The sequence below is a fragment of the Nocardia puris genome (genome assembly GCF_003315035.1).
GTDB lineage: Bacteria > Actinomycetota > Actinomycetes > Mycobacteriales > Mycobacteriaceae > Nocardia > Nocardia puris.
Map to the genome: position 1 here is coordinate 25,894 of NZ_QNRE01000016.1, position 21,722 is coordinate 47,615.

Annotated in this window: 15 protein-coding genes and 1 pseudogene; 9 read left to right on the top strand and 7 right to left on the bottom strand. The window is 67.1% G+C overall.

What is annotated here, in order from left to right; genetic code table 11:
• Positions 1-236 precede the first annotated feature (236 nt).
• The 7 genes from DFR74_RS29305 to DFR74_RS29335 form a co-directional block, all read right to left on the bottom strand.
• The gene (locus DFR74_RS29305; RefSeq protein WP_051047220.1) at positions 237-1,250 is read right to left on the bottom strand and encodes a C40 family peptidase; all 1,014 of its coding nucleotides are present in this window, start codon (positions 1,248-1,250) and stop codon (positions 237-239) included.
• On the bottom strand, positions 1,250-2,131 hold the full coding sequence (locus tag DFR74_RS29310; RefSeq protein ID WP_197986985.1) for a replication-relaxation family protein: 882 nt from the start codon (positions 2,129-2,131) through the stop codon (positions 1,250-1,252). Before DFR74_RS29310 ends, DFR74_RS29305 begins: the two co-directional genes overlap by 1 nt.
• Before the next feature lie 186 nt (positions 2,132-2,317).
• Positions 2,318-4,834, bottom strand: a complete 2,517-nt coding sequence (locus DFR74_RS29315) for a type IV secretory system conjugative DNA transfer family protein (protein ID WP_082393322.1) — start codon at positions 4,832-4,834, stop codon at positions 2,318-2,320.
• A gap of 12 nt (positions 4,835-4,846) precedes the next feature.
• Complete coding sequence (locus tag DFR74_RS29320) at positions 4,847-7,879, bottom strand: PrgI family protein (protein ID WP_082393304.1); 3,033 nt, start codon at positions 7,877-7,879, stop codon at positions 4,847-4,849.
• The gene (locus DFR74_RS29325) at positions 7,876-9,801 is read right to left on the bottom strand and encodes a hypothetical protein (protein WP_198161768.1); all 1,926 of its coding nucleotides are present in this window, start codon (positions 9,799-9,801) and stop codon (positions 7,876-7,878) included. The genes DFR74_RS29320 and DFR74_RS29325 overlap by 4 nt, the downstream gene beginning before the upstream one ends.
• 2 nt (positions 9,802-9,803) lie before the next feature.
• Entirely contained in the window at positions 9,804-10,211 is a 408-nt protein-coding gene (locus DFR74_RS29330; protein ID WP_228792423.1) for a pilin, read from the bottom strand.
• Positions 10,202-11,575: a replication-relaxation family protein gene (locus DFR74_RS29335; protein ID WP_054814849.1), complete on the bottom strand. Its 1,374-nt coding sequence runs from the start codon at positions 11,573-11,575 to the stop codon at positions 10,202-10,204. The genes DFR74_RS29330 and DFR74_RS29335 overlap by 10 nt, the downstream gene beginning before the upstream one ends.
• Positions 11,576-12,000: 425 nt before the next feature.
• On the opposite strand from DFR74_RS29335, the gene DFR74_RS29340 reads away from it, so the two are divergent.
• From DFR74_RS29340 to DFR74_RS29385, 9 genes and pseudogenes are all read left to right on the top strand, one after another.
• Positions 12,001-12,669 (top strand): hypothetical protein, encoded by a 669-nt coding sequence (locus DFR74_RS29340; RefSeq protein ID WP_043737879.1) that lies wholly within the window; start codon positions 12,001-12,003, stop codon positions 12,667-12,669.
• A gap of 104 nt (positions 12,670-12,773) precedes the next feature.
• Positions 12,774-13,727, top strand: coding sequence for a TRM11 family SAM-dependent methyltransferase (locus DFR74_RS29345; RefSeq protein WP_082393303.1), 954 nt, complete (start codon positions 12,774-12,776; stop codon positions 13,725-13,727).
• 81 nt (positions 13,728-13,808) lie between these two features.
• Complete coding sequence (locus DFR74_RS35655; protein ID WP_138456832.1) at positions 13,809-14,333, top strand: hypothetical protein; 525 nt, start codon at positions 13,809-13,811, stop codon at positions 14,331-14,333.
• 134 nt (positions 14,334-14,467) lie between these two features.
• Entirely contained in the window at positions 14,468-15,067 is a 600-nt protein-coding gene (locus DFR74_RS29355) for an NUDIX domain-containing protein (RefSeq protein WP_082393302.1), read from the top strand.
• Complete coding sequence (locus DFR74_RS29360) at positions 15,039-15,548, top strand: AAA family ATPase (RefSeq protein ID WP_043737884.1); 510 nt, start codon at positions 15,039-15,041, stop codon at positions 15,546-15,548. The genes DFR74_RS29355 and DFR74_RS29360 overlap by 29 nt, the downstream gene beginning before the upstream one ends.
• Before the next feature lie 280 nt (positions 15,549-15,828).
• Positions 15,829-16,263: a GNAT family N-acetyltransferase gene (locus DFR74_RS29365; protein ID WP_068049986.1), complete on the top strand. Its 435-nt coding sequence runs from the start codon at positions 15,829-15,831 to the stop codon at positions 16,261-16,263.
• A 64-nt stretch (positions 16,264-16,327) separates the two neighbouring features.
• A complete protein-coding gene (locus DFR74_RS29370) occupies positions 16,328-17,434 on the top strand; it encodes a DUF4238 domain-containing protein (protein WP_170160818.1) in 1,107 nt (368 codons plus the stop codon).
• Positions 17,435-17,562: 128 nt separating this feature from the next.
• Positions 17,563-18,471, top strand: a complete 909-nt coding sequence (locus DFR74_RS29375; protein ID WP_043737886.1) for an IS5 family transposase — start codon at positions 17,563-17,565, stop codon at positions 18,469-18,471.
• A 223-nt stretch (positions 18,472-18,694) separates the two neighbouring features.
• Positions 18,695-21,710: pseudogene (locus DFR74_RS29385) on the top strand (Tn3 family transposase).
• Positions 21,711-21,722 lie beyond the last annotated feature (12 nt).

The following is a 21,722-nucleotide window of genomic DNA, read 5'->3' on the forward strand; positions in this document are numbered from 1 at the left end:
TTCGGCGAACAGGTGCTGGGATTTCCACACGGGGGGCGCATTCGGCGCAGATGGTGTCTTGGTGCTGGCATCGGCGGGGGTCGGCGATGGGGATCTCGACTTCGTCGATGTGGTGCACGAGTTCGGTGCCGCCGGGCGGGATGTGGGCGAAGTCCGCCAGCGCGGTGACGGTGGCCGGTAGAGTCATGGGGAAGCCTCCTGTCGAGATGTGACGGCTCGCTCTCGGACCGATCGGTCTAGAGCTGCGGTGCCGGACCGGCAGCGGGCGGCGCGAGGTCGGCGGGGCGAGTGGCCTTGTAGTAGTCATCGCCGCGCCAGCGGTATTCCGAGATTTGAACAGGCTCGTTGAAGGTCGGCGCGTGCAGCATCTTCCCGGCGCCCAGGTAGATGCTGACGTGGTGCACGTCGGCGTCGGTGCCGTAGAAGAGGAGATCACCGGGCAGGAGTTGGTCCTCGGGGATAGAGGGCCCGGTGTGGACTTGGTCGTAGGTGGTGCGTGGGATGGCGATGCCGGCGCGGGCGTAGGCGGCTTGGGTGAGGCCGGAGCAATCCCAGCCGCCGGAGACCTCGGGGCCGTTGCCGCCCCAGACGTAGGGTTGCCCGAGTTGCTGGCAGGCGAACGAGATCGCTGTCGCGGCAGCGGGACTCGCGGCCCGTAGGTCGGCGCAGTCACCGCTGCCGGGCGGTGGTGCGGTGGCGTGCGTGGAGTAGCGGTCGGCCTGGGCGAGAACGTCGCGGACGTACCAGTCGGCGTGGTTATAGGCGAAGATCGCCGCGTAGAGATCGCCCGGCGCGCCGGAATCACACAGGTAATGGGCGGCTGCGTGGACGGCGTCGTGCGGGTTGTATCGCGACGGAGGTGTCGCCCCGCCAGCGGGCAGCGGATGCCGGGCGACGACGGAGTCGAAGGTGGGGGCCAGGAACTGCATCGGTCCACCGGCTCCGGCGAAGTTCTCCCCGGCGGCGACGCCGGGCAAAGTGGAGCGGCCGTGGTCGGTTTCGATCTTGCCGATCGCGGCGAGTACCGACCAATCCAAGCCCGGACACGAGCCGGCGCCTTGCTGATACAGCACCAGCATCTCCGGCGGGATATCGGTCAGGGCCTCGGTACTCGGCGCAGTGGCCGCGCCCGGTGCCGGAGCCGGGGTGGGAGCATGGTCGTAGACGGCGACGGTGGCGACGACCGCGGCGATCACGACCGTGCAGAACACGACCGCGGCCGAACCGACACCGAGTGCTTTGGCGAACATCACGAACCTCCGGTCTCGCAGGGCGGCATCGGTGACGGCGGGTCGAGGACCGCCGGCCCACTGGTCGTGGTCGGCGCGGAGTACTGCGGGATGCTCGCCGGGGGCGGGGTGAGATGCGGCCACGAGGCGGGGAGCTGGTGCAGCGCCAGTCGTTCGCCGCCGTGACCATCGAGGGACAGCCAGACACGGTCGGCGGGGCTCGGATGTTCTGCGGTGGGATCGAGAAGATCGGCAGCGGCGGTTGCGACCGGCACCGCGCCGGGGTCGGGCAGCGTTTGCCACGTCTCGAGGAGGGCGCGGCGGGCGGTGGTTTCGCGTCCGGTGGTCGGCACCCACAGCAGAACGGGAGTGACGATGCCCGTGGAGCGGGCGAGTTCGGCGTAGCCGGCGAGCTTGCCGGCCACCGAGGAGAGGGTGATGGTGCCGAGGTCGAATTCGAGGAAGAAGTCCAGGGTCGCCCCGGTGTGGGTGTAGCGGCCGTAGGCGTCGGGGCGGACGAGATCACCCCAGAGCCCTCGGCTGCGGCCTTCCGACCACCACGCCAGCACCCGCCCGTGGCCGGGAGTTGTGACGAGGGCGGTGAACCATTGGTTGACGCCGACGGTGTGTGCGAGGTGCAGGCTGTGGGCGATAGCGAGGGCGCGCTCGTGGCGGTAACGCAGCTCACGGACCTCGATACCGGCTTCGGCGGCGACCACCGCGGCGCCGGCGGGAGCCAGGACCCAGTGCCCCGGGGCGGTGCCTCGCGCACGGAGGGGCCGGAACCGGTCGACGACCCGATACCTGTGCAACAGGGTGAGGCGGCGACGGGCTTTGATGATGGTGGGGAAGGCCAACTCGGCGAGCTGGGTGGTAGTCAGGACGCGATGCTCGAGCAGCATCCGCAGAATCCACCGATCCCTGCCGGTGAGCCGCACAGCCAGACCGGCGTGGCCGATCGCCGACGGTGCCCGGGTTGGTCGGGGTGCTCGCAGATCCCTCTGCCTATCCGGGTGATTGATCATCGCAGCAACCTCCGAGAGTTGAATTACCTTGCTAGACAGGTGAATCCGTGTGGACTCACTGGGTCAGGACAGGCGGGGATCGCCGCCACCGACCGGTGGAGCAGCAGATTTTGTGAGATCCGGCCCCGGTTCGTCGGTGTCGGGTTCTGCCGGCTCCGTGGTTGGAAGCGGTGCGGCGAGGCGAGCACGGGCAGCGGCGCGTATCTCGCGGGCGCGCCCCGGCACGGCTGGTGGCAGGGGTTGGGTGGTGAGGGTGAACGGTGGCGCCTGCTGGCCGCGGACCAAGACCCGGGCGGCGGCGTGGAAGGCGTCGAGGTGGGTCAGGTCGTGCTCGGACAACCAGGGAGTCGTGTGGCGAGCCAGGTCTCGGGCATCTTCGGGGGACGCGGTGAAGATGACCTTGTTGCGTGCATTGGCCGACACCGCCGCCCGCATGTCTGTCGGCAGCTGTCCGAGGTTTTGGTGCGCGATGACCAGAGACAGGCGCAGGCCGCGGGCCTCGGCGAGCATGTCCTCGAGTGGGGTGGCGAGGTTGAGGAAGTTGTGGGCTTCGTCGAGGGCCAGGGTGGCGTCGGGGCGCTGGTCGGGGTGGGTGCCGACGCGGGCGGTGGTGGCCTGCCAGGTGCGCGCTACGAGCAGCGATCCCATCAGGCGGCTGGTGTTCTCGCCGAGAGAGCCTTTGGGTATCCGGGCCAGGCAGATGCCGCCGTGGTCGAGCACGTCACCGAGATCGACGGTGGAGGGTCCGGCGGCGAGTGCGTCGCGTACGAATTGCCGGAACAGAAAGTGCCGCAACTTGTTCAACAACGGTCCGATGACCTGGTTGCGTGCGGAGTCGGTCAATTCCTCATACGAGGACCAGAATCCACGCAGGACGGGGTCGGTGGTGGCGCGGGTGACCCGGGTGCGGAACGCGGGCTCGGTCAACAAGCGCGGTAGATCGGTGAGGGTGGCGACGCCGGGTTGGCGGCACAGGGTGAGCAGGCTTGCTCGCAGGACGTCGTCCGTGCGCGGGCCCCACCATTGGGCGAAGGTGCGGTGGAAGATGGTGGCCAGGTTGTCGACCGCGCGGTCGGTCCCCGCTCGGTCGGCGGGGGTGTCGAGCGGGTTGAGGCAAGGCGGGCGGCTGCGGGAGTCGGCGTCGAACAAGACGACTCGGTCGGCGCAACGCCGGGGCAACCGGGCGAGGATGTCGGTGATGAGGTCGCCTTTGGGATCGACGACGACCACGCCGCGGTCCTGATCAGCCTCCTCGAGGATCAGCCGCCCCAGCAGTGTTGACTTCCCGACGCCGGTTGGGCCCAGGACGTGCAGGTGGTGGCGGGCGTCGGCGACGCGCACCGCCACCGAGCGTCCACCGGGACTGTCGGCAACGCCCAGGGGTTTCGAATACGGTCCCGCCGCAGGGATTTCCGGTGTCGGTGCGATGGCGCGGGCTCCGGCCCGCTGCACACCAGGAATGGCCGGATCATGCGGAAGATGGGCGAGTGCGGCCAGCTCCGGCACCGACAACAGATCACCGCGGCCCAGCCGCCGCTGCGAGAGCGCCGAGCCGAGCCGCCGCGTGCGGCGGTGCCGGTAGTAGTTGTGATCGGTGCAGGACCCGAACACCACCGCCAGCGCATCCGCCCGACCCCGCGCAACGGCCCGCGCCGCGACCCGGTCACCGGTATCGGGCACCGACACGGCATAGCGGATGACGGTCTCCCAGTGCGCACCACGGGCTTTACCGGCGGCGGCCCGCTGCTCGGTCGTCTCGCGCATCGCGGCCTGCCGATCACTCGACTGGGCCGCCGCCGCGGCACGGACGCGGCCAGCGCGGCGGACCGGGCCCGGGGTGAGCAGATCGAGCACCTCCCGCAGCAGCGGGATAGGCCATGCCGCACCGGTCCCGGTTCGGGTGCCGCGCCGCACGCGGCGGCCGGTGACCGGTCGCGCCAGTACCTGCACGCAGGCGGCCTGCCCGGGGCCCAGATCATCGGCGGCGGAGATGAGATCACGAACCAGGTCCGCGCCGCCGTAGTCGGTGCGGATCGGCAGTGCTTCCCGGCGCCCGAGCCGCAGCTCACCTCCGGACAGCAGCCGACGATCCTCAAGCCCAGGAGGTGTGAGCGGCGGGGAGACCGTATGGGCGGTGCGGGTGTGCGCGCCCGGCCACGCGGAGGCCACCGCCCGCTCGACCAACCCTGGCGGAATCCGGCCGGGTACCCAGAGCCGAATCGCCACCCCGTGCTCGGGGGTGATGCTGTACTCGAACCCCAGATGCGGTTGCCCGAACAGCATCCGCCGCCAGGACGGGCGCAGCTGCCCGGTCAGATGCGCCCACAGTGCCTCCGCCCCCTTCGGATCGACCTTGGGAGGCGTGAGGACGGTGACCTGGCGGGCGTCGGTGGCCAGCCGGTGCCGGCGCAGTCGCTCGGCAACCCTCGCCGCGGCGAGCACGCCCACCATCAGCCCCACAGCGATCACCGCCGCCGGACCGGTCACCACCCGTAAAGCGGTGTCGGCGAGTTCGCGCATCGCTGCGGCGGGGTCGAGCAGCAGCTCGCCCACGATGCCGTGGTCCGCCGCAAACAGCATGAGGGACATGGCCTATGCCGCCTGCACATCGACGTAGACGTCCCCGTCGCCGTCCTCATCCGCCAGTCCGGTGTCGACATCGGCGTTGTCGTCGGTGACAATCGGAGTGAACGGGGCGGGTTCGGTGATGTCGAGACCTGACTCCTCGGCATCTGCGGTGTCGGCGAGTTCGCTGGGATCGGTGGTGACCAGCGCGTGCTCCTCGACGGAGGCCATCGAGGCGAACACGGCTCTGTCAGTGCCGTCGAGAGCGATCAGCCCTTGCCCGCGGGCCGCCGACAACAAGAACTGTCGTTCTCCGTCCGAGAGCTTGAACGCGGTCGCGACCTCGTCGATCGCCTGCGGCGCTTGATGCAGCAGGATCTGGGTGGCCGCATTGGACACGATCGCCTTACCGAGTTCGGTGCCCAGCACATCCGCACAGTCCTGGGTGGCGACCGTGAGGCCGGCCCAGTACTTGCGGAACGACTTCGCGGCCCGGAACAAGAACTCCGCACCGGCGGTCTGGCGCATGATCAGCCACGCCTCGTCCACGGTCACCATCCGCGGCCGACGATTCGCCGGGTTGGCGACTCGCCGCCAGGTGGCATCCAACACGAGCAGCGTCCCGATCGTCTTCAACTCATCGGGCAGCTCCCGCAACGAGTAGGCGACCATCGCCGCATCCGGGCTGACCGTCGTCGGCCCATCGAGCAGGCCCGCGAACGCGCCCTCGCCGACGAACGGAGCCAACGACGCGGCAAGGTCATCAGCCACGGCCGAACCGAGCGCGGCCAACTGCTCACACAGGACACCCAGGGTCGGGGCGGGCCTGGTCCACGTCGCGGGGTCCTCGGTGATCCCCGCACTCGCGTAGGTGGCGGTCACAGCGGTGTCGAGCGTGGCACGCTGCGCAGCCGTCTGGTCACCGAGCAGGACCCGGATCACGGTGTGACAGAATAGTTTCCGTCGATTCAGTGCATCCGACGGTGCGGTGCGGCGGCCGTCGGGGCGGGTATGGACCTCCAAATCGAAGGGATTGAGCCGGATCCCGGGGGCGCCGAGGTGGATATAGGTGCCGCCGACCGCCTCGGTCAACGCGCGATACTCGTCTTCGGGGTCGATGATCACCTGTTCGATCCCGCGATACAGCGACCGCAGAATATCGGTCTTGACCAGGTAACTCTTACCGGCGCCGGAACGGCCGAGCACGACGGCGTTATGGTTGTGCGCCTCGGGACCGAACCGGTCGACGAACACCAGCCCGGATGCGGCGTCTCGCCCGTAGAGCACCCCTTCTGGCGATGCCGCGCGGGCCGGATCACCAACAGGCAGTTGCGGACTGGAGAACGGGAACGCCGCCGCAAGGGCATTGGTGTCGAAGGTGCGGCGCACCTTCACCAGATCCAGACCCAGCGGAAGCGTGGAAACCCAGCCCTGGGTGGTGCGGTAGGACAGATGGCAGGTGTCGACGAGCAGACTGGCTGCCAGGGCGCGGACGGCGGCGACCTCGTCGGCCAGCTCGGCTTCCGAGCGGGCGTGCACGGTCAGATACAGGCCGATTCGGAACAGTCGAGCTTCGGCGCGTGCCACCCGGGAGGACAGTTCTGCGGCATCCTCGGCCGCGACCTCCACCAGGGGATCGGTGCGGCGGCCGTAGCTGGCATCGTGAAATCGGGTCGACTCCAGCCGGGCGAGCTGGCGCCGCAGCCGGGAGGCGGCGGTGACCGGGTCGACCGGATCGATATGCAGGGCAACGTCGAGGCGGCCGGGGTGCGACAGCAGCGGAGCCAGCCAGCCGGCGGTGACCTCACGCGGATACCCGGTGACGGCGAGCGTCGCCACCCATCCTGTCCCTACTTCGAGGTGCCGTGTCCCGATCGCCAGCGAATCCGGCCCGAATCCAGCTGCGGCACCGGCGATCTGGCGACGTCGGCGACGCAGGGATCCTCGCCGATGCGGGTGTGCGTCGATATCGTCGGCCAGTTCGATATCGGTGGAGGTCTCGGTGTCCGGGCCGTCGGTGGTGATGACGGTGTGGGGGCCGGCGATGTCTGCGGAGGAGGGAACGAGACTGCCGGGGTTGCAGGCGCCGGTTACCACGGCGGTGGCCTGCGCGTCATCGAGCGGTGTCACGGTGACACCCATCGGGGCGAGGAGGTCGGCGGCCTCATGCACCCGCCGCAGTAGCCGGGCCTCCGCGGCGCGCCGTGCCGCGGCCGACAATTCCCGTCGAGCACGCCGACGCCCCGCGACCAGCCAGCCCAGCATCGCCGCCGGCGTCGGTCCACCCAGCCTGTCGCTCGTCGCCGGGAGGTCGAGGGGTTCACGCCAGACCAGCAGTACTTGCCGGTGCATCAGGTCCTCCCCGGCCGCGAGTCCGGCCAGGTGGTCGGCGTGACCGTGCGCGGCAGCGGCCAGCTCCGGTGACATCTCACCGACCGAACGCCACAGACTCTGCAGCTGGCCGGTCAGATCCAGGCGCGTCGACCGCAACAGGATCTGCACCGGTTGGCGCAGCGTGTGCAGCCAGCCCCCGAGCTGTGAGACCAGGGCATCCTGCTCCTCGGGAGTGCGCAGGGCGAGGTTGACCGTCCCGGCCGCTGCGACCACAGCCAGCCCGTCCGGGCCCAGATCGACCACCCCGACCCCGTTGGCGCTGGTGACCGCCTCGGGTAGCTGTAATGCTTTGGCCGACAAAGGCTGCGGCACCAGCGGCTTCTTCCCTCGACCCGCAGCGCGGGTGAGCCACCGTGGTGCCGTAGCGATCCCTTCGGGCGCGGCTACCAGGCGAGAAGGCCGCAGACGTTGCCGTACGGCGGCCAGCAGCAACCGGTCGCCCGACAGGCCGTCGCGGGTGGTCAAGATCAGCACCGCGACCGCGGTGCCCAGCGGGACGGCTCCGGCCAAGAACGCTGCGGGGGCGATCACTTCACGAGTTGCGGTCCACGCGAGATACAGCAGTAGCGCGGTGACCGCGAGGACTGCGAGCTGGCGGGCGGTGAATGGGCCGATCAACCGGTCTTGCCGGTCGACATCGGCAGGAATACGAACGGGCGTGCTCATCTGGGGTTTCCTCCTCGGGGAGTGCGGCGTGCGCGCCGGCGGACAGGGAGATCGGGCAGCGGCAGATGCAGCTGACGACCTGCCGGTGTCGAGGGACGTGGCGGCGGAACCGGTGGCGGCGTGCTCGCTCGCTCGGCGGGCCGGACCCGGGTCACCGGGAACGGCAGCCGGTACTGGCCGCTGCGCAGCGGCCGGTTGCCCTCATACGGATCGGGCGGATCGAACTCGAACGCCAACTGCGTGCCCTGCCGAGGACGCGGCGGCGGCGACGCCGACGCCGGTGCCGGCGCTGCGGGAGGCCCGGCAGGGGCGGGTGTCCGTCGGACCCGGGCAACAGGGATCGGCAGCGGGTACTGGCCGCGGTGATTGGCGCGAATCCCGCTGTAGGGGTCTGGCGGGGTGAAATCGAACGCGAGCTGGCGGCCTCGCGATCTCGGGCGGGTCGTCGGCCCAGGGGCGGTGCCGGGTGAGGCCGGAGCCGATGTGGTGGTGGCCGACTGCGACGGTGGTGTTGCAGGACCCTGCGTTCGCCGGACCCGGTGGACTCCTTCGAGGGGCAACATCAGCTGGCCGTCCCGCGTCGACCGTGTCCGCGCATACGGGTCGGCGCTGCCCACTGCAGCGGCGGCACCTCGGCGGCCGTTGCCCACCCTGTTGGCAGTGGCTGCGTTGCCCTGTGGGGTGGGGCGTCGAATCGCCGTGGCGGCAGCCTTCTCGCCGCTCTTGAGTAGGCCGAAGGTCTTGTAGGCGACGTATCCGCGGACCAGGGATCCGACCATGCTGCGGCCGTGGCCGATTCGCATGGTCGACATCAGCCAGAACGGGATCTTGATCAACACGCCCATCAGGGCGAGCCCGATGATCAGGCTCACGACGCCGTCCATGTTGGGCCCGAAGAATCCCCATCCTCCCGGGGTGAGGAAAACCCGCAGGGTGGTGACCAACACCAGCGACTGGACCACCTGAATCGCCAGACACGCGGCGAAGGAGCGCCACCACCAGCGAGCGATCGAGTCCAGACCAGGCAGCGCATGACACATCAAAGCCAGTGGTGCCGCTACGATCAGGATGATGGTGATCGCGACGCGCACGACGTAGGTGATGAGCAGTACCACCAGCATCACGACAAGCGCAGTTCGCAGCAGAACCAGGAAGATTCCGTTCCCGGTGACCGACCCGGTCAGTTCCTTCAGCGCGGTGGTGGCAGAGTCGGACTCGACCCCGCTACCGGCGAATGCCTCGGCCAGCGCGTTCGCGAACACGATCGCCTGGGTCGCCAGCAGCATGCTCATGGCACCGGCAATGAACCCGACCACGATCCGTGGCAGCAGTTCTTGCAGTGACCAGCGGGTCTGCAATGTTTCGCGGACCATCAGCAGGATGCCAGCGGCCACCACCAGCAGCCCGTACATGGCCAGCATCAGATGCCACGACGAGTCCCACAACTCACCGACCCGCGGCAAGTCACCGGGCTCCGGGGTGGTCAACAGTGTTTGCGACAGTAGCTCGAGCAGCGGATTGAGCGCCGAATCCACCAGGCGGGCAAAGAAACCGTCGATAGCATTCGCGACACAACCGGAGATATTGCGAATTCCGCAGTCGGAATCACCTGTATCCGACGGCTCAACCGGTACTTGACTGGAGTCGCCCGGCCAGGAGCCGCGCGGAGTAGGCGACGGAGTCGCGGGTGTGCTCGGACCTTGCGATGTGGGCGGAGGCGTGGGCGTCGGCGCGGTCGGTGCCGGTTGCTGGGGTGTCGTCGCCACCGGCGGCGGTGGCGGTGGGGCGGTGGGCTCGGCGGCGGCAGTCGCACCGATGCCAACCCCGACCACCAGCATCGCGACCACGGCCGCCACCACCCGCAACGGCCAGCCTGTTCGGGGGTTCGGTGGTGAGGTGCCGATTGGGAAGGCCGCGGTCATGGTCAGGCACCCACGATCGACTTGAGAACGGCGACGATCACCGGCGCGAGCATCGCCAGGCCGTAACCCAGGCATGCAGCGCGCAGCGCGGTCTTGGACTTCTCGACCTCGCTGGGGTCGCCGGAGGCCAGCACATAGCGGGCGCCGCCGATGGTCAGGAACACCGTCGCCAGCCCGGCAAGGATGCCGACCAGCCAGTTCCGGATATTGTCGAGTACCTGGTCGAACGACTCAGCGATGGCGAGTACCGAAACGGGTTCTGCCGCAGCGGTACCCGCGGTCGCTATGGCGGTCAGCGCCACCGCCGCGAATACCGCGATCGGGGCAAGGGCCCGCCGGATGGTGCCGGGCTGGGCCGTCCGGTGTGACGAGGTCGCAGAACGAACTTCAGGGAAACCGATCATGCGCATCGGCGATTCACCTCCACCTGGGTTGCCGGTTGTGCGGGGGCAGCCGATGTCCGCCCGCACTGGCTACTCCGCGTTTGCGAGCCACATTTGGACCTGGGAGTGTCCGGAAAATCGCCAGATCGGCCAGCGCGGGTAGTCGGCTGCGAGGTGGTGAAGGCGGTCTCCGCCGCGGGAGTACCTGTTGAACCCGACCGCCGCGGTGCGTGCTCGCCAGTGATCTCGCCGTGCCGTGTGGTGTTGTGCAGGCCGACAGCGAGGATCGCCGAGCCGAGCGGGCTGAGGGCGTACTGCCACGGCGGCACACCACGACGCCCCACACCGGGGCGGGTACGACGGCAACGGGTGAGCACCCCGCGACGGGTCAGCGCCGTCAGCCTTTTCCGTGCGGTGTCGACGCTGGGGAACAACAGGTCGGCGACCTGGTCGGCACTCAGACCCTGCTCAGCATCGAGCAGCCGCAGCACTTCCAGGTCCCGCTCGGTGAGTCGCTGTCGCTGCGCGGCCACTTCTGAGCCCTGGTCGTCGGCCGAACAGGACAGGAGTTGCAGGGCGCGGTGCTCGACGGTGCTGGTGCGTGCCGGATCGGTGGCTGCCGTGCGCGCGACCAGCCAGTCGAGGAGATCGTGTTCGCCTCGCTGGCGGGTCTTGCGCAACGCCCAGTGCGACAACCCCGTCGAATCGCTTGCCAGAGAGGTCACCGACCGCCCCTCCAGCCGGGTGGCGGCGATCAACTCGGCGACCTCGGCGGTAATCACGTTCTCCGCGACCGCCTCGGCGAGAATCTGTTCGGGATGCCCCGCCGGGGCCCACATCACCTGCACCGGTTCGTCCGCTCTGGTGTCGATGTCGGCTCCAGTGCCGACATCCGCACCGGGCACGGGGGCAGCGGCCTCCCGCCGCACCCAAGCCCGGCCACCACGGAACAGCGCCCACCGCAGTCGGAACCACAGAAACGGGCGCTCGACATCTATGCGCGGCAATTCGGCGAAGAACTCGGCCAACAGATCGGCCTCGATGTCAGCGCGGTCCTCGCGCCGGCGAGGTCCGAACACGCTGGCCATCCCCGCCAACATCGGTGCCGCCATCCCGGCACACGCCAAGGCTGCATCCGAACCGTGGGTTCGAGACCGGCCGATCAGCCACACCCAGACCGCATCCACGGTCTCGATCGGCAGCGCCGGGTCCGACAGCACCTGCCGCAACTGGCCCCAGGTATCGACCTGCCTGCCGAGTCCCGATACCTGATTCCTCACGACAGGTAGCGGGTGATCGGCTATCCGGTCGAGCGCCGACCGCACGACCGCCAGCGGCGAAGCTTCCGCATGATCCGGCCTCTCCGCAGAAATACTGTAATTCGCATTCATTGCCATTCCCCTTGCTCGAAGCGTTGATAAATCCGACTCGGCAAGGACACAGAACGGCCGCCACCAAAAAGCCTCCGAATAACCTCCAAACGACCTCGAGATGACCTCCGGCCGATCACCGATCAGCCGGATTCGACCACACGGAACCGGTACGGGAGCTTGAGCGCGGTGCCGGGAAACTGCTATCTACCAGGGGTTGTGTACGTTTGGTGGCGTTCCGGTGGCGCTGTACACCGCGCGAGAAGCTTTCGGGTGGACCGTCGAAAAATTGGCGTCAGATGTGGCGCTCTACAACTGTGGATATCGAAGATCGATCAGTCGATTTGCATAGTTTTCGGGACGGTTCGATGTCCAAAAACGGCGAATTCGTGAGGAGTTGACCAGTGCACACATCCCATGCACTGGAATCGACAAGGACCGCGCCGATGACCGAACACACCCCAGTCCGCCGCCGTCGCCACACCGGCTCGTCCGGCTCGCGCCGCGCTCCGGCGGCCGAGGTTCCCTCAACCATCTGGGCCTCCGGAACCGACCCGATCGACCCCACCGACCAATGGCCGACGCCGATCGTCTCCCGCGCCGTCACCGAGTTCTCCCGCCCCGGAGACCAAGTGCTGCTGGCGCCCCCGGCCTCAACCGCCCCCGACACACCCTTCCCGACGCCGGACACTGCCGACGTGCTCGCCGTGATCGACAGCCTCGGCCGCGACAGCCTGATCGAACGCCCCGATGCTCACCAACATCGGCCACCGCACGAAGGAGCTGTTGCCCTCGTCCTGGCCAGCCTGCTCGCTCCCGAGGCCACATCACCTTCGGCAGTCGACGAGATCGTCGCGCTCGCCGCAACCCGGTTGAACCCCGGCGGCGTGCTTGTCGTGTTCACCCGCTGCACGCACACCCGCGACGGTGTCCTGCTCGATCCGACCGGCTGGACAGTAGCCGCCGGTCAGGCCGCCGACCTGCTGTTCCTTCAGCACATCGTCGCCGTCCCGATCGCGGGCGACACCGTCGCGGCACCCGGACTCGACAACACCGGGCACGCCCGCACGCACAGCATCGTGCATACCGATATCACCGTTCTTTTGCGCCCCTGATCGCCGCAGTGGCCCTGCCGTACTGGGCCCCGCCGTACGACGCTGGGCACACGATGGCGGCATGTAGCTCCTGACCACCGAATCTCGAATCGAGGCACCTTTCGATGACCGCAACCCACAAAACGGAGAACAACATCGCCGCGGTATCGGTATGGCCGACCGCGCAGGCCGCGCCCGCTACTCAACGCACCGGCCGCTACCACCCCGACAGCGTCAAACACCCCGCGAAAATGCTGCCCGCCATCGCCGCCCACGCCATCGAGGCATACACCCACCCCGGGGACCTGGTCCTGGACCCGATGTGCGGCATCGGCACCACCCTCGTCGAGGCCCTGCACCGAGGCCGCCGCGCCATCGGCGTCGAATACGAAACCCGATGGGCCGACCTCGCCCGCACCAACATCGACCTCGCCTACGGTGCCGGCATCGACCTCGACGCTGCCGTCTACCAAGGCGACGCCCGAAAACTTCCAACTCTGCTTCCTGCCGACCTGCGCGGCCAGGTCGACCTCGTCATCACCTCACCCCCATACGGCGACTCCACCCACGGTCACGTCCGAGTCAAGCCCGGCGAAGGCGTCCGCAAGTACGACCACCGCTACGGAGCCGTCCTCGACCGCGGCAACCTCGCCAACGTCGGCATCGGCCGGCTCCTGACCGGATTCACCAGAATCCTCACCGGCGTCGCCGACTACCTCAAACCCGGCGGACACGTCGTCATCACCGCTCGCCCCTGGCGACAGCACGCCGAACTCATCGACCTACCCACCCACATCACCACCTGCGGCACCCTTGCCGGACTCACCCCCGTCGAACGCTGCGTCGCACTCCTCGGCCGCCTCGCCGACGACGACATCATCGCCCGAAGCAGCTTCTTCCAGCGCGACTTCATCGTCAAGAACCGCCGCGGAGGGCTTCCCGTTCACCTGATCGCACACGAGGACGTCATTGTGCTCGAGCGCAGGGACGTGCCAGATTCGTTGCAGCTCAAGCAAACTCATCCAAACCGGAGTTTGGTGTCGACGGCTGCCTGGGTCGACCGCAAATGGGCGGCATGAACTACGAGAATAGCCACGCGGGAGAACCGGGTTCGCCGGAACCCGGTTCTCCCTGCCTCCGGAAGCAGGTCTCGCGAGGCCGTGGCCGTGCCGGAATGGACATCGCCGCCGCGTTCTAGGATCAAGCCAGTGGGGAACGTTGTAGAAACCGCTGAGCTGGCCTCGTCATTGACAAGATGGCTCTCCGAAGTCCGGGTCACCGGCCTGTCCGCGCGGGAAGCGACAGCGTTGATCACCCAACACACGGTCCGGTGGGGGCACGCCAACGGTTGGACGGTCGACCTCGAGCGAGAGGCATTGATCGCCAGGCGTACCGGACGGCGGATGTACCACGGCCATTTGGACGTTTTCTGCTGGCGCGACGACCATTTGCCGTGCATCGCCATCGAGATCGACCGCTCGAACAAGCGATGGTCGGTGGAGAAGCTGCTCGCCGAGGCCGACACCGGCAACATCGCACTCTGGGGGCGCTGGTACGGCACGACACGAATCGCCGTGCCGGACACCGTCGGCCTCGTCGACATCAGCGCTACGGCAGGGTTCGAACGCCCCAGAAAGGAAGCCCGCCGGAGGGAACGGCGAGCGCCCGGCGCACCCGGCGCATGACCACCCTGCCGCGTCAACCGGCCATCTGTCCAGGCTGGTGTACCGGCAGGCCCGGGTTGGTGAACCGGAGGCGGGGAGCACCGAAAGGGCAGGGCATTCCGAGGTGTCGCAGGGCGTGATTATGCTCGCGCGACATGGAGCCCGCCACCGCAGCCATCGCTGATCTTGTTGCCGCGATCACGCCTATCGACGAGGTTGAACAGCAACACATCGAGCAGACACTGGCCTGGCTCGCCCAAACCAATGACATCTTCCGCCGAGTTCCACCAGCGACTCCACCGCAGCACTTGGTCGCGTACGTGGTCTTGGTCGACCCCACCGAGCGCGGCATCTACCTCGGTAGACACCGCAAATCCGGTCTCGAACTCCCGATGGGCGGGCACCTGGCTCCCGGCGAAGACCCATGCACTACGGCGCGGCGGGAAGCACGCGAGGAACTCGGGTTCGACCCGAGATTCGATGTCGTTGGGGATAAGCCCCTGTTCCTGACAGTGACTCCCACCGTCGGCCCCACCGCTGGCCATGTTGATATCTCTCTGTGGCATGTCGCTCGGGGTGACCGGGCCCAGCACTACGACCTCGATCCCGCCGAGTTCGACGGGGGCCGCTGGTGGGACCTCGACCCCACGGCCTGCCGAGCACCGATCCCCACCTCCCACGCTTCATCCGCAAGCTCGACACCGTCCTCCAACCCGCTGCCGCTCGATGACTACGCTGGTCGTCATCCGCGGTAATTCCGCGTCGGGCAAATCGACCGTCGCCGCCGGCCTCCAACGTCGCTTCGAGCACGGCCACTGCGCGGTCATCGGTCAGGATGTAGTGCGACGGCAGATTGTCCGTGAGCGCGACGAGCCCGGCGGGTGGAATATCGAGCTGATCGAACATATCGCGACACTGTGCCTGGCCCGTGGGATGGTGACGATCGTGGAAGGCATCCTCGACGCCGATCGCTACGGGGCGATGCTGCACCGTCTCGCCGACACCGCCGGCTGTGCACTCCACTACGGCTTCGACCTCACCTTCGACGAAACTCTCGCTCGCCATGCCGGCCGGCCGCAGGCCGCAACGATTCCTCCTGACCAGATGGCCGAGTGGTATCACGGTTGGCAACCCCTGTCCTACGTTGAGGAGGTCCGCATCGACTCCAGCTGGAGCCGCGACTCCATTATCGAGCGGATTCACACCGACATCCTCGCCACCGACCGACTCCGCTGACGGTCAAATGAGGCGCGGCAGGCAATATTGGATTGCCTGCTGGCGCAGTGAGTCCTGATCGTTCTGTACATGATCGTGCGCCGCCTGACCGCCGACGGCTGGCAGACAGCCCGAACAGTGCGCCTCGACGCACTCGCTGGTAGCCCCGCAGGCACCTTCTCCACCACCTACGAGCAGGCACTGGCTTGGAGCGTCGACCAGTGGAAGCGCTGGACCCGGACTCGGGCGATGTTCGTCGCTGAGGAGCACGACACAGTGCTCGGATCCGCCGCCGTGCGCGTTGCAGGAAACGGACGAAAAAGTTGTCCGCGCCGCGCATCTCGAATTGGCCGAGGGCGATAGCTTTCCGTTTGCATTGGGTCTTGAACCCGATATGAGCTGGGCGGACTATCTCCGCGCCCGGGAGGAACAGCGGCAGGGTGCCAATCTGCCGGATGGCATCGTGGCCTCCACATATCTGCTCGCAACTGTTGACGGCCAAGTAGTCGGTCGAACCTCGATCAGACACACCCTCAACGAGGGCCTACGTCGACGAGGCGGGCACATCGGGTATGCCGTGCTGCCCCAGTACAGGCGGCGTGGGTACGGTGGCGCCATTCTCCGCCGCAGTATCGTCGTTGCCCGGTCGATCGGTATCGACCGGATACTGCTCACCTGCGACGATTCGAATCTCGGATCGCGACGGATCTTCTCTGAACTGTCTGGGCTTCATTGACTGCCAGAGTTCGTCGCACTGCCGAATTGAGTCGCTCGCGGCTGCGCGACCTACAATGCAGACTGTGACTACCGTCAATCGTTGGCTAACCGACGTCGAGATCGAAAAATCCAAGGAAGAGACTCGTAAAAACGCCCAAACCACATTCCGACACCACTACGTGCCAAGAATGTATCTCAAGCGGTGGACTACCGACGGTAGCGGGGAAATTCAGGTCACAAACGTTGACACCAAAGAATCAAATTGCGTACCCATAGAATCGACAGCCGTCGAGGATAACTTCTATCAAATATCGGCACCCGACATCGATGCCGACGCAAATCCAGACATGTGGTTCGAGACCCACATGGGACGCATAGAGGGCCGGGCCGCGAACTGGCTTCGCGCGCTCGACGGTCAGCCCGATGGGAGGATCAAGGATAAAAACCTAATCTCCAACCTAGCCGTATACATCAGCCTACAAAGCCAGCGCACCCAGCGTGGGCGACAGACCGACGTGGGCATCGACGCAGCAGTGAACCGTTACGGAGCCAGCCATATTCTGAACATTACCGGCCTGCTTCCGATCTTATGTCGCGAGTACGGCATTGAGTACTCAGAAGCGAGACACCAGGCTATCGTGAATCAGATACTCGCCAAGCGGGCCGTCAGCAGCGAAACCAAGCCCAAGGCAATCGATGCAGCCATCGGCGCCTGGAAGAACGTTCTCGCCCCGCTGATTGAAAACGATCGAGACTACTGGCTGGCAAGCTCCACAGGCGATCTATTGACCTGCGATGAACCCGTACTCGGAATTCCAACGAAGCGAAACACTCGCCAGTTTCCGGTCTCGATAAGAAATTCTGAAGTAATTGTATTTCCGATCAGTCCTAATCGACTCCTAATTCTGAGCCGGAAGAATGTGAAGATCAAGCCCCCGTTCGAACTATCTTCGACTGAGGCAAAGTTTCTAAATCGCGAATTCTGCTACAACTGCAATCGGCTGGTTTTCGAAAAAAGCGGAACCTCGATCGCATCGCAGATTCAGATCCCCAACTACCCAGAGAAGCAGGACTGGTCAAGTAGCATCACCTCCGCTCCGGAGTTCGCTCGCGCCGTTCTCCTGCCGACCCGATGGACCGACGCGCCCCATTCGCCGCAGTGGCCCTTATCTCGATGGACCACTGACTAGGCCGCGTTTCATAAGCCCGATGGTGTGGGGACGGAACCCGTTGTCCGGGTTGAGAAGTTGGTGATATGGCGAGGTCTCCGGTAGTTGGTTGAACGACCAAGCACAACCGGAAACCAACCGGAGACCTCGTGAACAGCGTAACGGCAACGTGCCGTGCGGATCTGACCGATGCTCAGTGGGCGAAACTGGAACCGCTACTACCTGCTGGTATGAAGCCGGGCCGGCCACCGCGGTGGTCGAAACGACAGTTGATCGACGGGATCCGGTGGCGGATCCGGACCGGCAGTCCGTGGCGTGATATTCCGAGCGTGTATGGGCCGTGGCAGACGGTGTATGGGTTGTTCCGCCGCTGGCAGCGTGACGGCACGTGGGAATCGGTGCTGACCGCACTGCAAGCCCACGCCGATGCGGGCGGTGAGATCGAGTGGACGGTGAGCGTGGACTCCACGATCGCCCGCGCGCACCAGCATGCGGCGGGTGCGCGCCGCGACTTCGCCGGCCAGGTCGAGGCGGCGGGTGGTTTCGACGACGAACCCGCTGACCACGGGCTGGGACGGTCGCGGGGCGGGTTCACCACGAAGCTGCACCTGGCCGCCGACCAGGGGCAGCGGCCGCTGGCGCTGGTGGTCACGCCTGGTCAGTGGGCTGATTGCCCACAGTTCACGACGGTGCTCGGCGATATACGGGTGCCGCGGCTCTCGGTCGGTGGTACCCGGTCGCGGCCGGATCGGGTCCTGGCCGACAAAGCCTATTCTTCGGCGGCCAACCGTGCTTACCTGCGGAAACGCGGGATCAAGGCAACCATCCCGATCAAGGCGGACCAGGCAGCGCATCGTGTGGCCAAGGGCAACGCCGGTGGCCGGCCGCCGGCGTTCGACCCTGGTCTCTACAAACTCCGGCACGCCGTGGAATGCACGATCAGCCGCCTCAAACAGCACCGCGCTGTCGCCACCCGCTACGACAAACTCGCTGTCCGTTACCTGGCCACGGTCCGCGTCGCCGCAATCAACCTGTGGTTATCCGGCCAAGGCTTATGAAACGCGGCCTAGGAGCACGATGCGGACACCCTGGCCACCGGAGTCGGCGGCGCTACCACCTATCGATCCCCTAAAGGGGTAGCCGTAGCATCCGCCGAAAATCAGGCGGATATGGCGTAGCCGCCTGGTAGGCATCGGGTTTCGGGTTCGGCATGCGCTGTCGGCTGGTTGGTGCTTGGCTGCCGGTGTTGGTGTTGGTCGGCGCTGGTGGAGGCTGGGGTTCGTGGCGACGCGGATGTTCGCGGACGAGGAGTTGGAACGTCTGCGGGGATTCCCGGAGATCAGCCGCGAGGAGCTGTTTCGATACTTCACGCTCACGTCGGCGGATCTGGCGTTCGTGGATCCGGGCCGCGGCAGGGGACCGGCCGAACGGCTGGGCTTGGCGATCGCGTTGTGTACGCTGCCGTGGCTGGGATTCGTGCCGGATCGGCTGGTCACGGCCCCACCGGGGGCGGTGGCCCGCCTCGCCGAGCAGCTGCGGGTCGACCCGGTGGTGATCGGTGCCTATGGCAGGCGAGCCAAGACCCGCACCGAGCATGTGCGCCTGGCCGCGCGGTACCTGGGATGGCGTGCGGCCGGTGCGCTGGAGTTCAAGGAGCTCGACGAGTTCCTGCTCGCGCGGGCGATGGAGCACGATTCCCCGACTCTGTTGTTCCGGCTGGCGTGTGAGTATCTGATCTCGGCGAAGGTGATCCGGCCGGGCCCTGTCACCGTGGTGGAGCGGGTCGCCCACGCCCGGCACCAGGCCCAGACCGAAACCTATGACCGGCTCGCTCACGAGTTCACTGCGGCGCGGTGTGCGGAGTTGGACGGCTTGCTGGTCACGGACGCGTCGCTGGGGATCTCGCGGTTGCGGTGGCTGTCGACCGGGCCGGTGGAGGCGTCGGCGGCTGCGGTCCGCGCCGAGGTCGACAAGCTGGGGTTTCTGCGGGGTTTGGGTGCTGATCGGCTGGATCTGTCGGTGCTGCCCGCCGAGCGGCGCCGGTTCTTGGCCACGATGGGCCGGCGTCTGAGTCCGCAAGCCCTGGAGCGTCGGGATCCGCAGCGCCGGTATCCGATCCTGCTCACGGTGCTGGCCCAGTCGGGCACCGATGTGCTCGATGAGGTCGTGGTGTTGTTCGATCAGGCGATCTCGGCGAAGTTCGGTGCCGCCGAACGGAAGATGCAGCAGCAGCTGGCCGAGCGCGGCAAGACCGGCGAGGACCGCCAGGCGCTGCTGGACGATCTCTTGGAAATCGTCACCGACCCGACGGTGGCTGATGAGGAGATCGGCGCGCTGATCCGCGGCGAGAAGATCGGGTGGGAGCGCCTGCGCGCGGCGATCGCCCAGGCCAAACCCAGGTTGCCGCGTGATCACGGGCATCTGGCAGCGCTGGATTCCTCCTACAACTACCTGCGCCAGTTCACCCCCGCAGTGCTTGAAGCGGTGCGCTTCGCCGGCGGCACCGCCGCTACCGAGCTGCTGATCGCGGTGAACATGCTGCGCGAGCTGAACGCGACCGGGCGGCGCAAGGTCTTCGACGACGCCCCGACCGGGTTCGTGCCGACGAAATGGCGCGGCTACCTCGACGAGGCCCGAAAGACCGGTAGCGCCACCGCGTACCGGCACTACTGGGAATTGTGCGTACTGCTCGGACTGCGCGACGGGCTGCGCAGCGGGGATGTGTTCGTGCCCGGCTCGCGCCGCTACGCCGACCCGGCCGCCTACCTGATCACCACTGGGCAGTGGGAACCGCAACGCGGCGAGTTCTGCCGCCTGGTCGGGCGATCCGCCGATCCGGGCGTCGCGCTGGCGGCCGTGGTCGCCGAACTGCACGATGCGGTCGGTGAGCTGGAGGCGGTGCTGGCCGGCGGGGACGGCCCGGTCAGGGTGGACGAGGGCGGGGATCTGGTGATCTCGCCGCTGAGCGCGGAAGATGTTCCCGCCGAGGCGATCGCGCTCAAGGCCGAGCTGACCGAGATGCTGCCGTTCGCGCCGATCGTTTCCTTGTTGATCGAGTTGGACAAGCGCACCGGCTACCTGGACTGCTTCACCCACGCCGGCGGCCAGGCCACCCGGACGCCGGAGCTCAAACGCAATCTGATCGCGGTACTGCTGGCGCACTCGACGAACCTGGGGTTGACCCGGATGGCGCAGGCGTGCGGGATCACCTACGACATCCTGGCCTGGACCGATGAGTGGTATGTGCGCGAGGAGACCCTGCGCGCGGCCAACCTCGTGTTGATCGGCTACCATCAGCGGCTGCCGCTGACCGCGGTGTTCGGTGCCGGAACGCTGTCGTCGAGCGATGGGCAGCGGTTCCCGACGCGTGGGAAATCAACCACGGCCAGGCCGTTGAGCCGGTATTTCGCCAGCGAGGGCCTGTCGACCTACACCCATGTCACCGATCAGCATGCCACCTACGGCACCAAGGTGATCGTGGCGACCAAACGTGAAGCCCATTACGTGCTCGATGAGATCCTGGGCAATGCAGCGGATCTGCCGATCACCGAGCACGCCACCGACACCCACGGGGTCACCCTGGTCAACTTCGGGTTGTTCGACCTGCTCGGGATGCAGCTCTCGCCGCGGATCCGGGATCTGGGCCGGATCACCCTGTACCGGCCGGGCCCGCGCGCGCAGGCCGAGGCCCGGTTCCCGCACGCGGGCCCGCTGATGACCCGCAAAGCGAATCTCGGGTTTGATCGCCGAGCACTGGGACGATCTGCTCAGGTTGGCCGGATCGTTGAAGTTCGGGCACGCCACCGCGTCGCTGCTGGTCGGCAAGCTCTCGGCGTCGGGGCGGCAGAACACTCTGGCCGCGGCGCTCAAGGAGTACGGGGCGCTGCGGCGCACCATCTACGCCGCGAGGTACCTCTCCGATCCGGACTATCGGCGCAAGATCTCGCGGCAGCTCAACAAGGGCGAGTCGCTGCACGCGCTGCGGCGCGACCTGCTCTATGCCCATAAGGGGATGATTCGGGCACGCCATCTCGAGGACCAGACCGAGCAAGCCTGGTGCCTGACCTTGGCGACCAACGCTGTGATCGCTTGGACCACGGAGTATTACGGGCTCGCTGTCGATCAGATGCGTCGGGCCGGGCAGCGTATCGATGACGAGGTCCTGGCCCACATCAGCCCGGCCCACAGTGCCAACATCAATTTCTTCGGCGCGATCGAGGTCGACATCGACGCCGAGCTGGCCCAGCTGGGCCCGACCGGGTACCGGCCGCTGCGGGTGCGTGACACCTTGTTCTGACTGCGCGGCCGA

Bases quoted from the DNA above. Each gene is read 5' to 3' on its own strand.
- DFR74_RS29340 (WP_043737879.1), top strand. From the start codon at position 12,001: ATGACCGAACACACCCCAGTCCGCCGCCGTCGCCACACCGGCTCGTCC.
- DFR74_RS29335 (WP_054814849.1), bottom strand. From the start codon at position 11,575: ATGAATGCGAATTACAGTATTTCTGCGGAGAGGCCGGATCATGCGGAA.
- DFR74_RS29355 (WP_082393302.1), top strand. From the start codon at position 14,468: ATGGAGCCCGCCACCGCAGCCATCGCTGATCTTGTTGCCGCGATCACG.
- DFR74_RS29320 (WP_082393304.1), bottom strand. From the start codon at position 7,879: ATGAGCACGCCCGTTCGTATTCCTGCCGATGTCGACCGGCAAGACCGG.
- DFR74_RS29315 (WP_082393322.1), bottom strand. From the start codon at position 4,834: ATGCTGTTTGCGGCGGACCACGGCATCGTGGGCGAGCTGCTGCTCGAC.
- DFR74_RS29345 (WP_082393303.1), top strand. From the start codon at position 12,774: ATGACCGCAACCCACAAAACGGAGAACAACATCGCCGCGGTATCGGTA.
- DFR74_RS29325 (WP_198161768.1), bottom strand. From the start codon at position 9,801: ATGACCGCGGCCTTCCCAATCGGCACCTCACCACCGAACCCCCGAACA.
- DFR74_RS29330 (WP_228792423.1), bottom strand. From the start codon at position 10,211: ATGCGCATGATCGGTTTCCCTGAAGTTCGTTCTGCGACCTCGTCACAC.
- DFR74_RS29305 (WP_051047220.1), bottom strand. From the start codon at position 1,250: ATGTTCGCCAAAGCACTCGGTGTCGGTTCGGCCGCGGTCGTGTTCTGC.
- DFR74_RS29360 (WP_043737884.1), top strand. From the start codon at position 15,039: ATGACTACGCTGGTCGTCATCCGCGGTAATTCCGCGTCGGGCAAATCG.
- DFR74_RS29310 (WP_197986985.1), bottom strand. From the start codon at position 2,131: ATGCTGCTCGAGCATCGCGTCCTGACTACCACCCAGCTCGCCGAGTTG.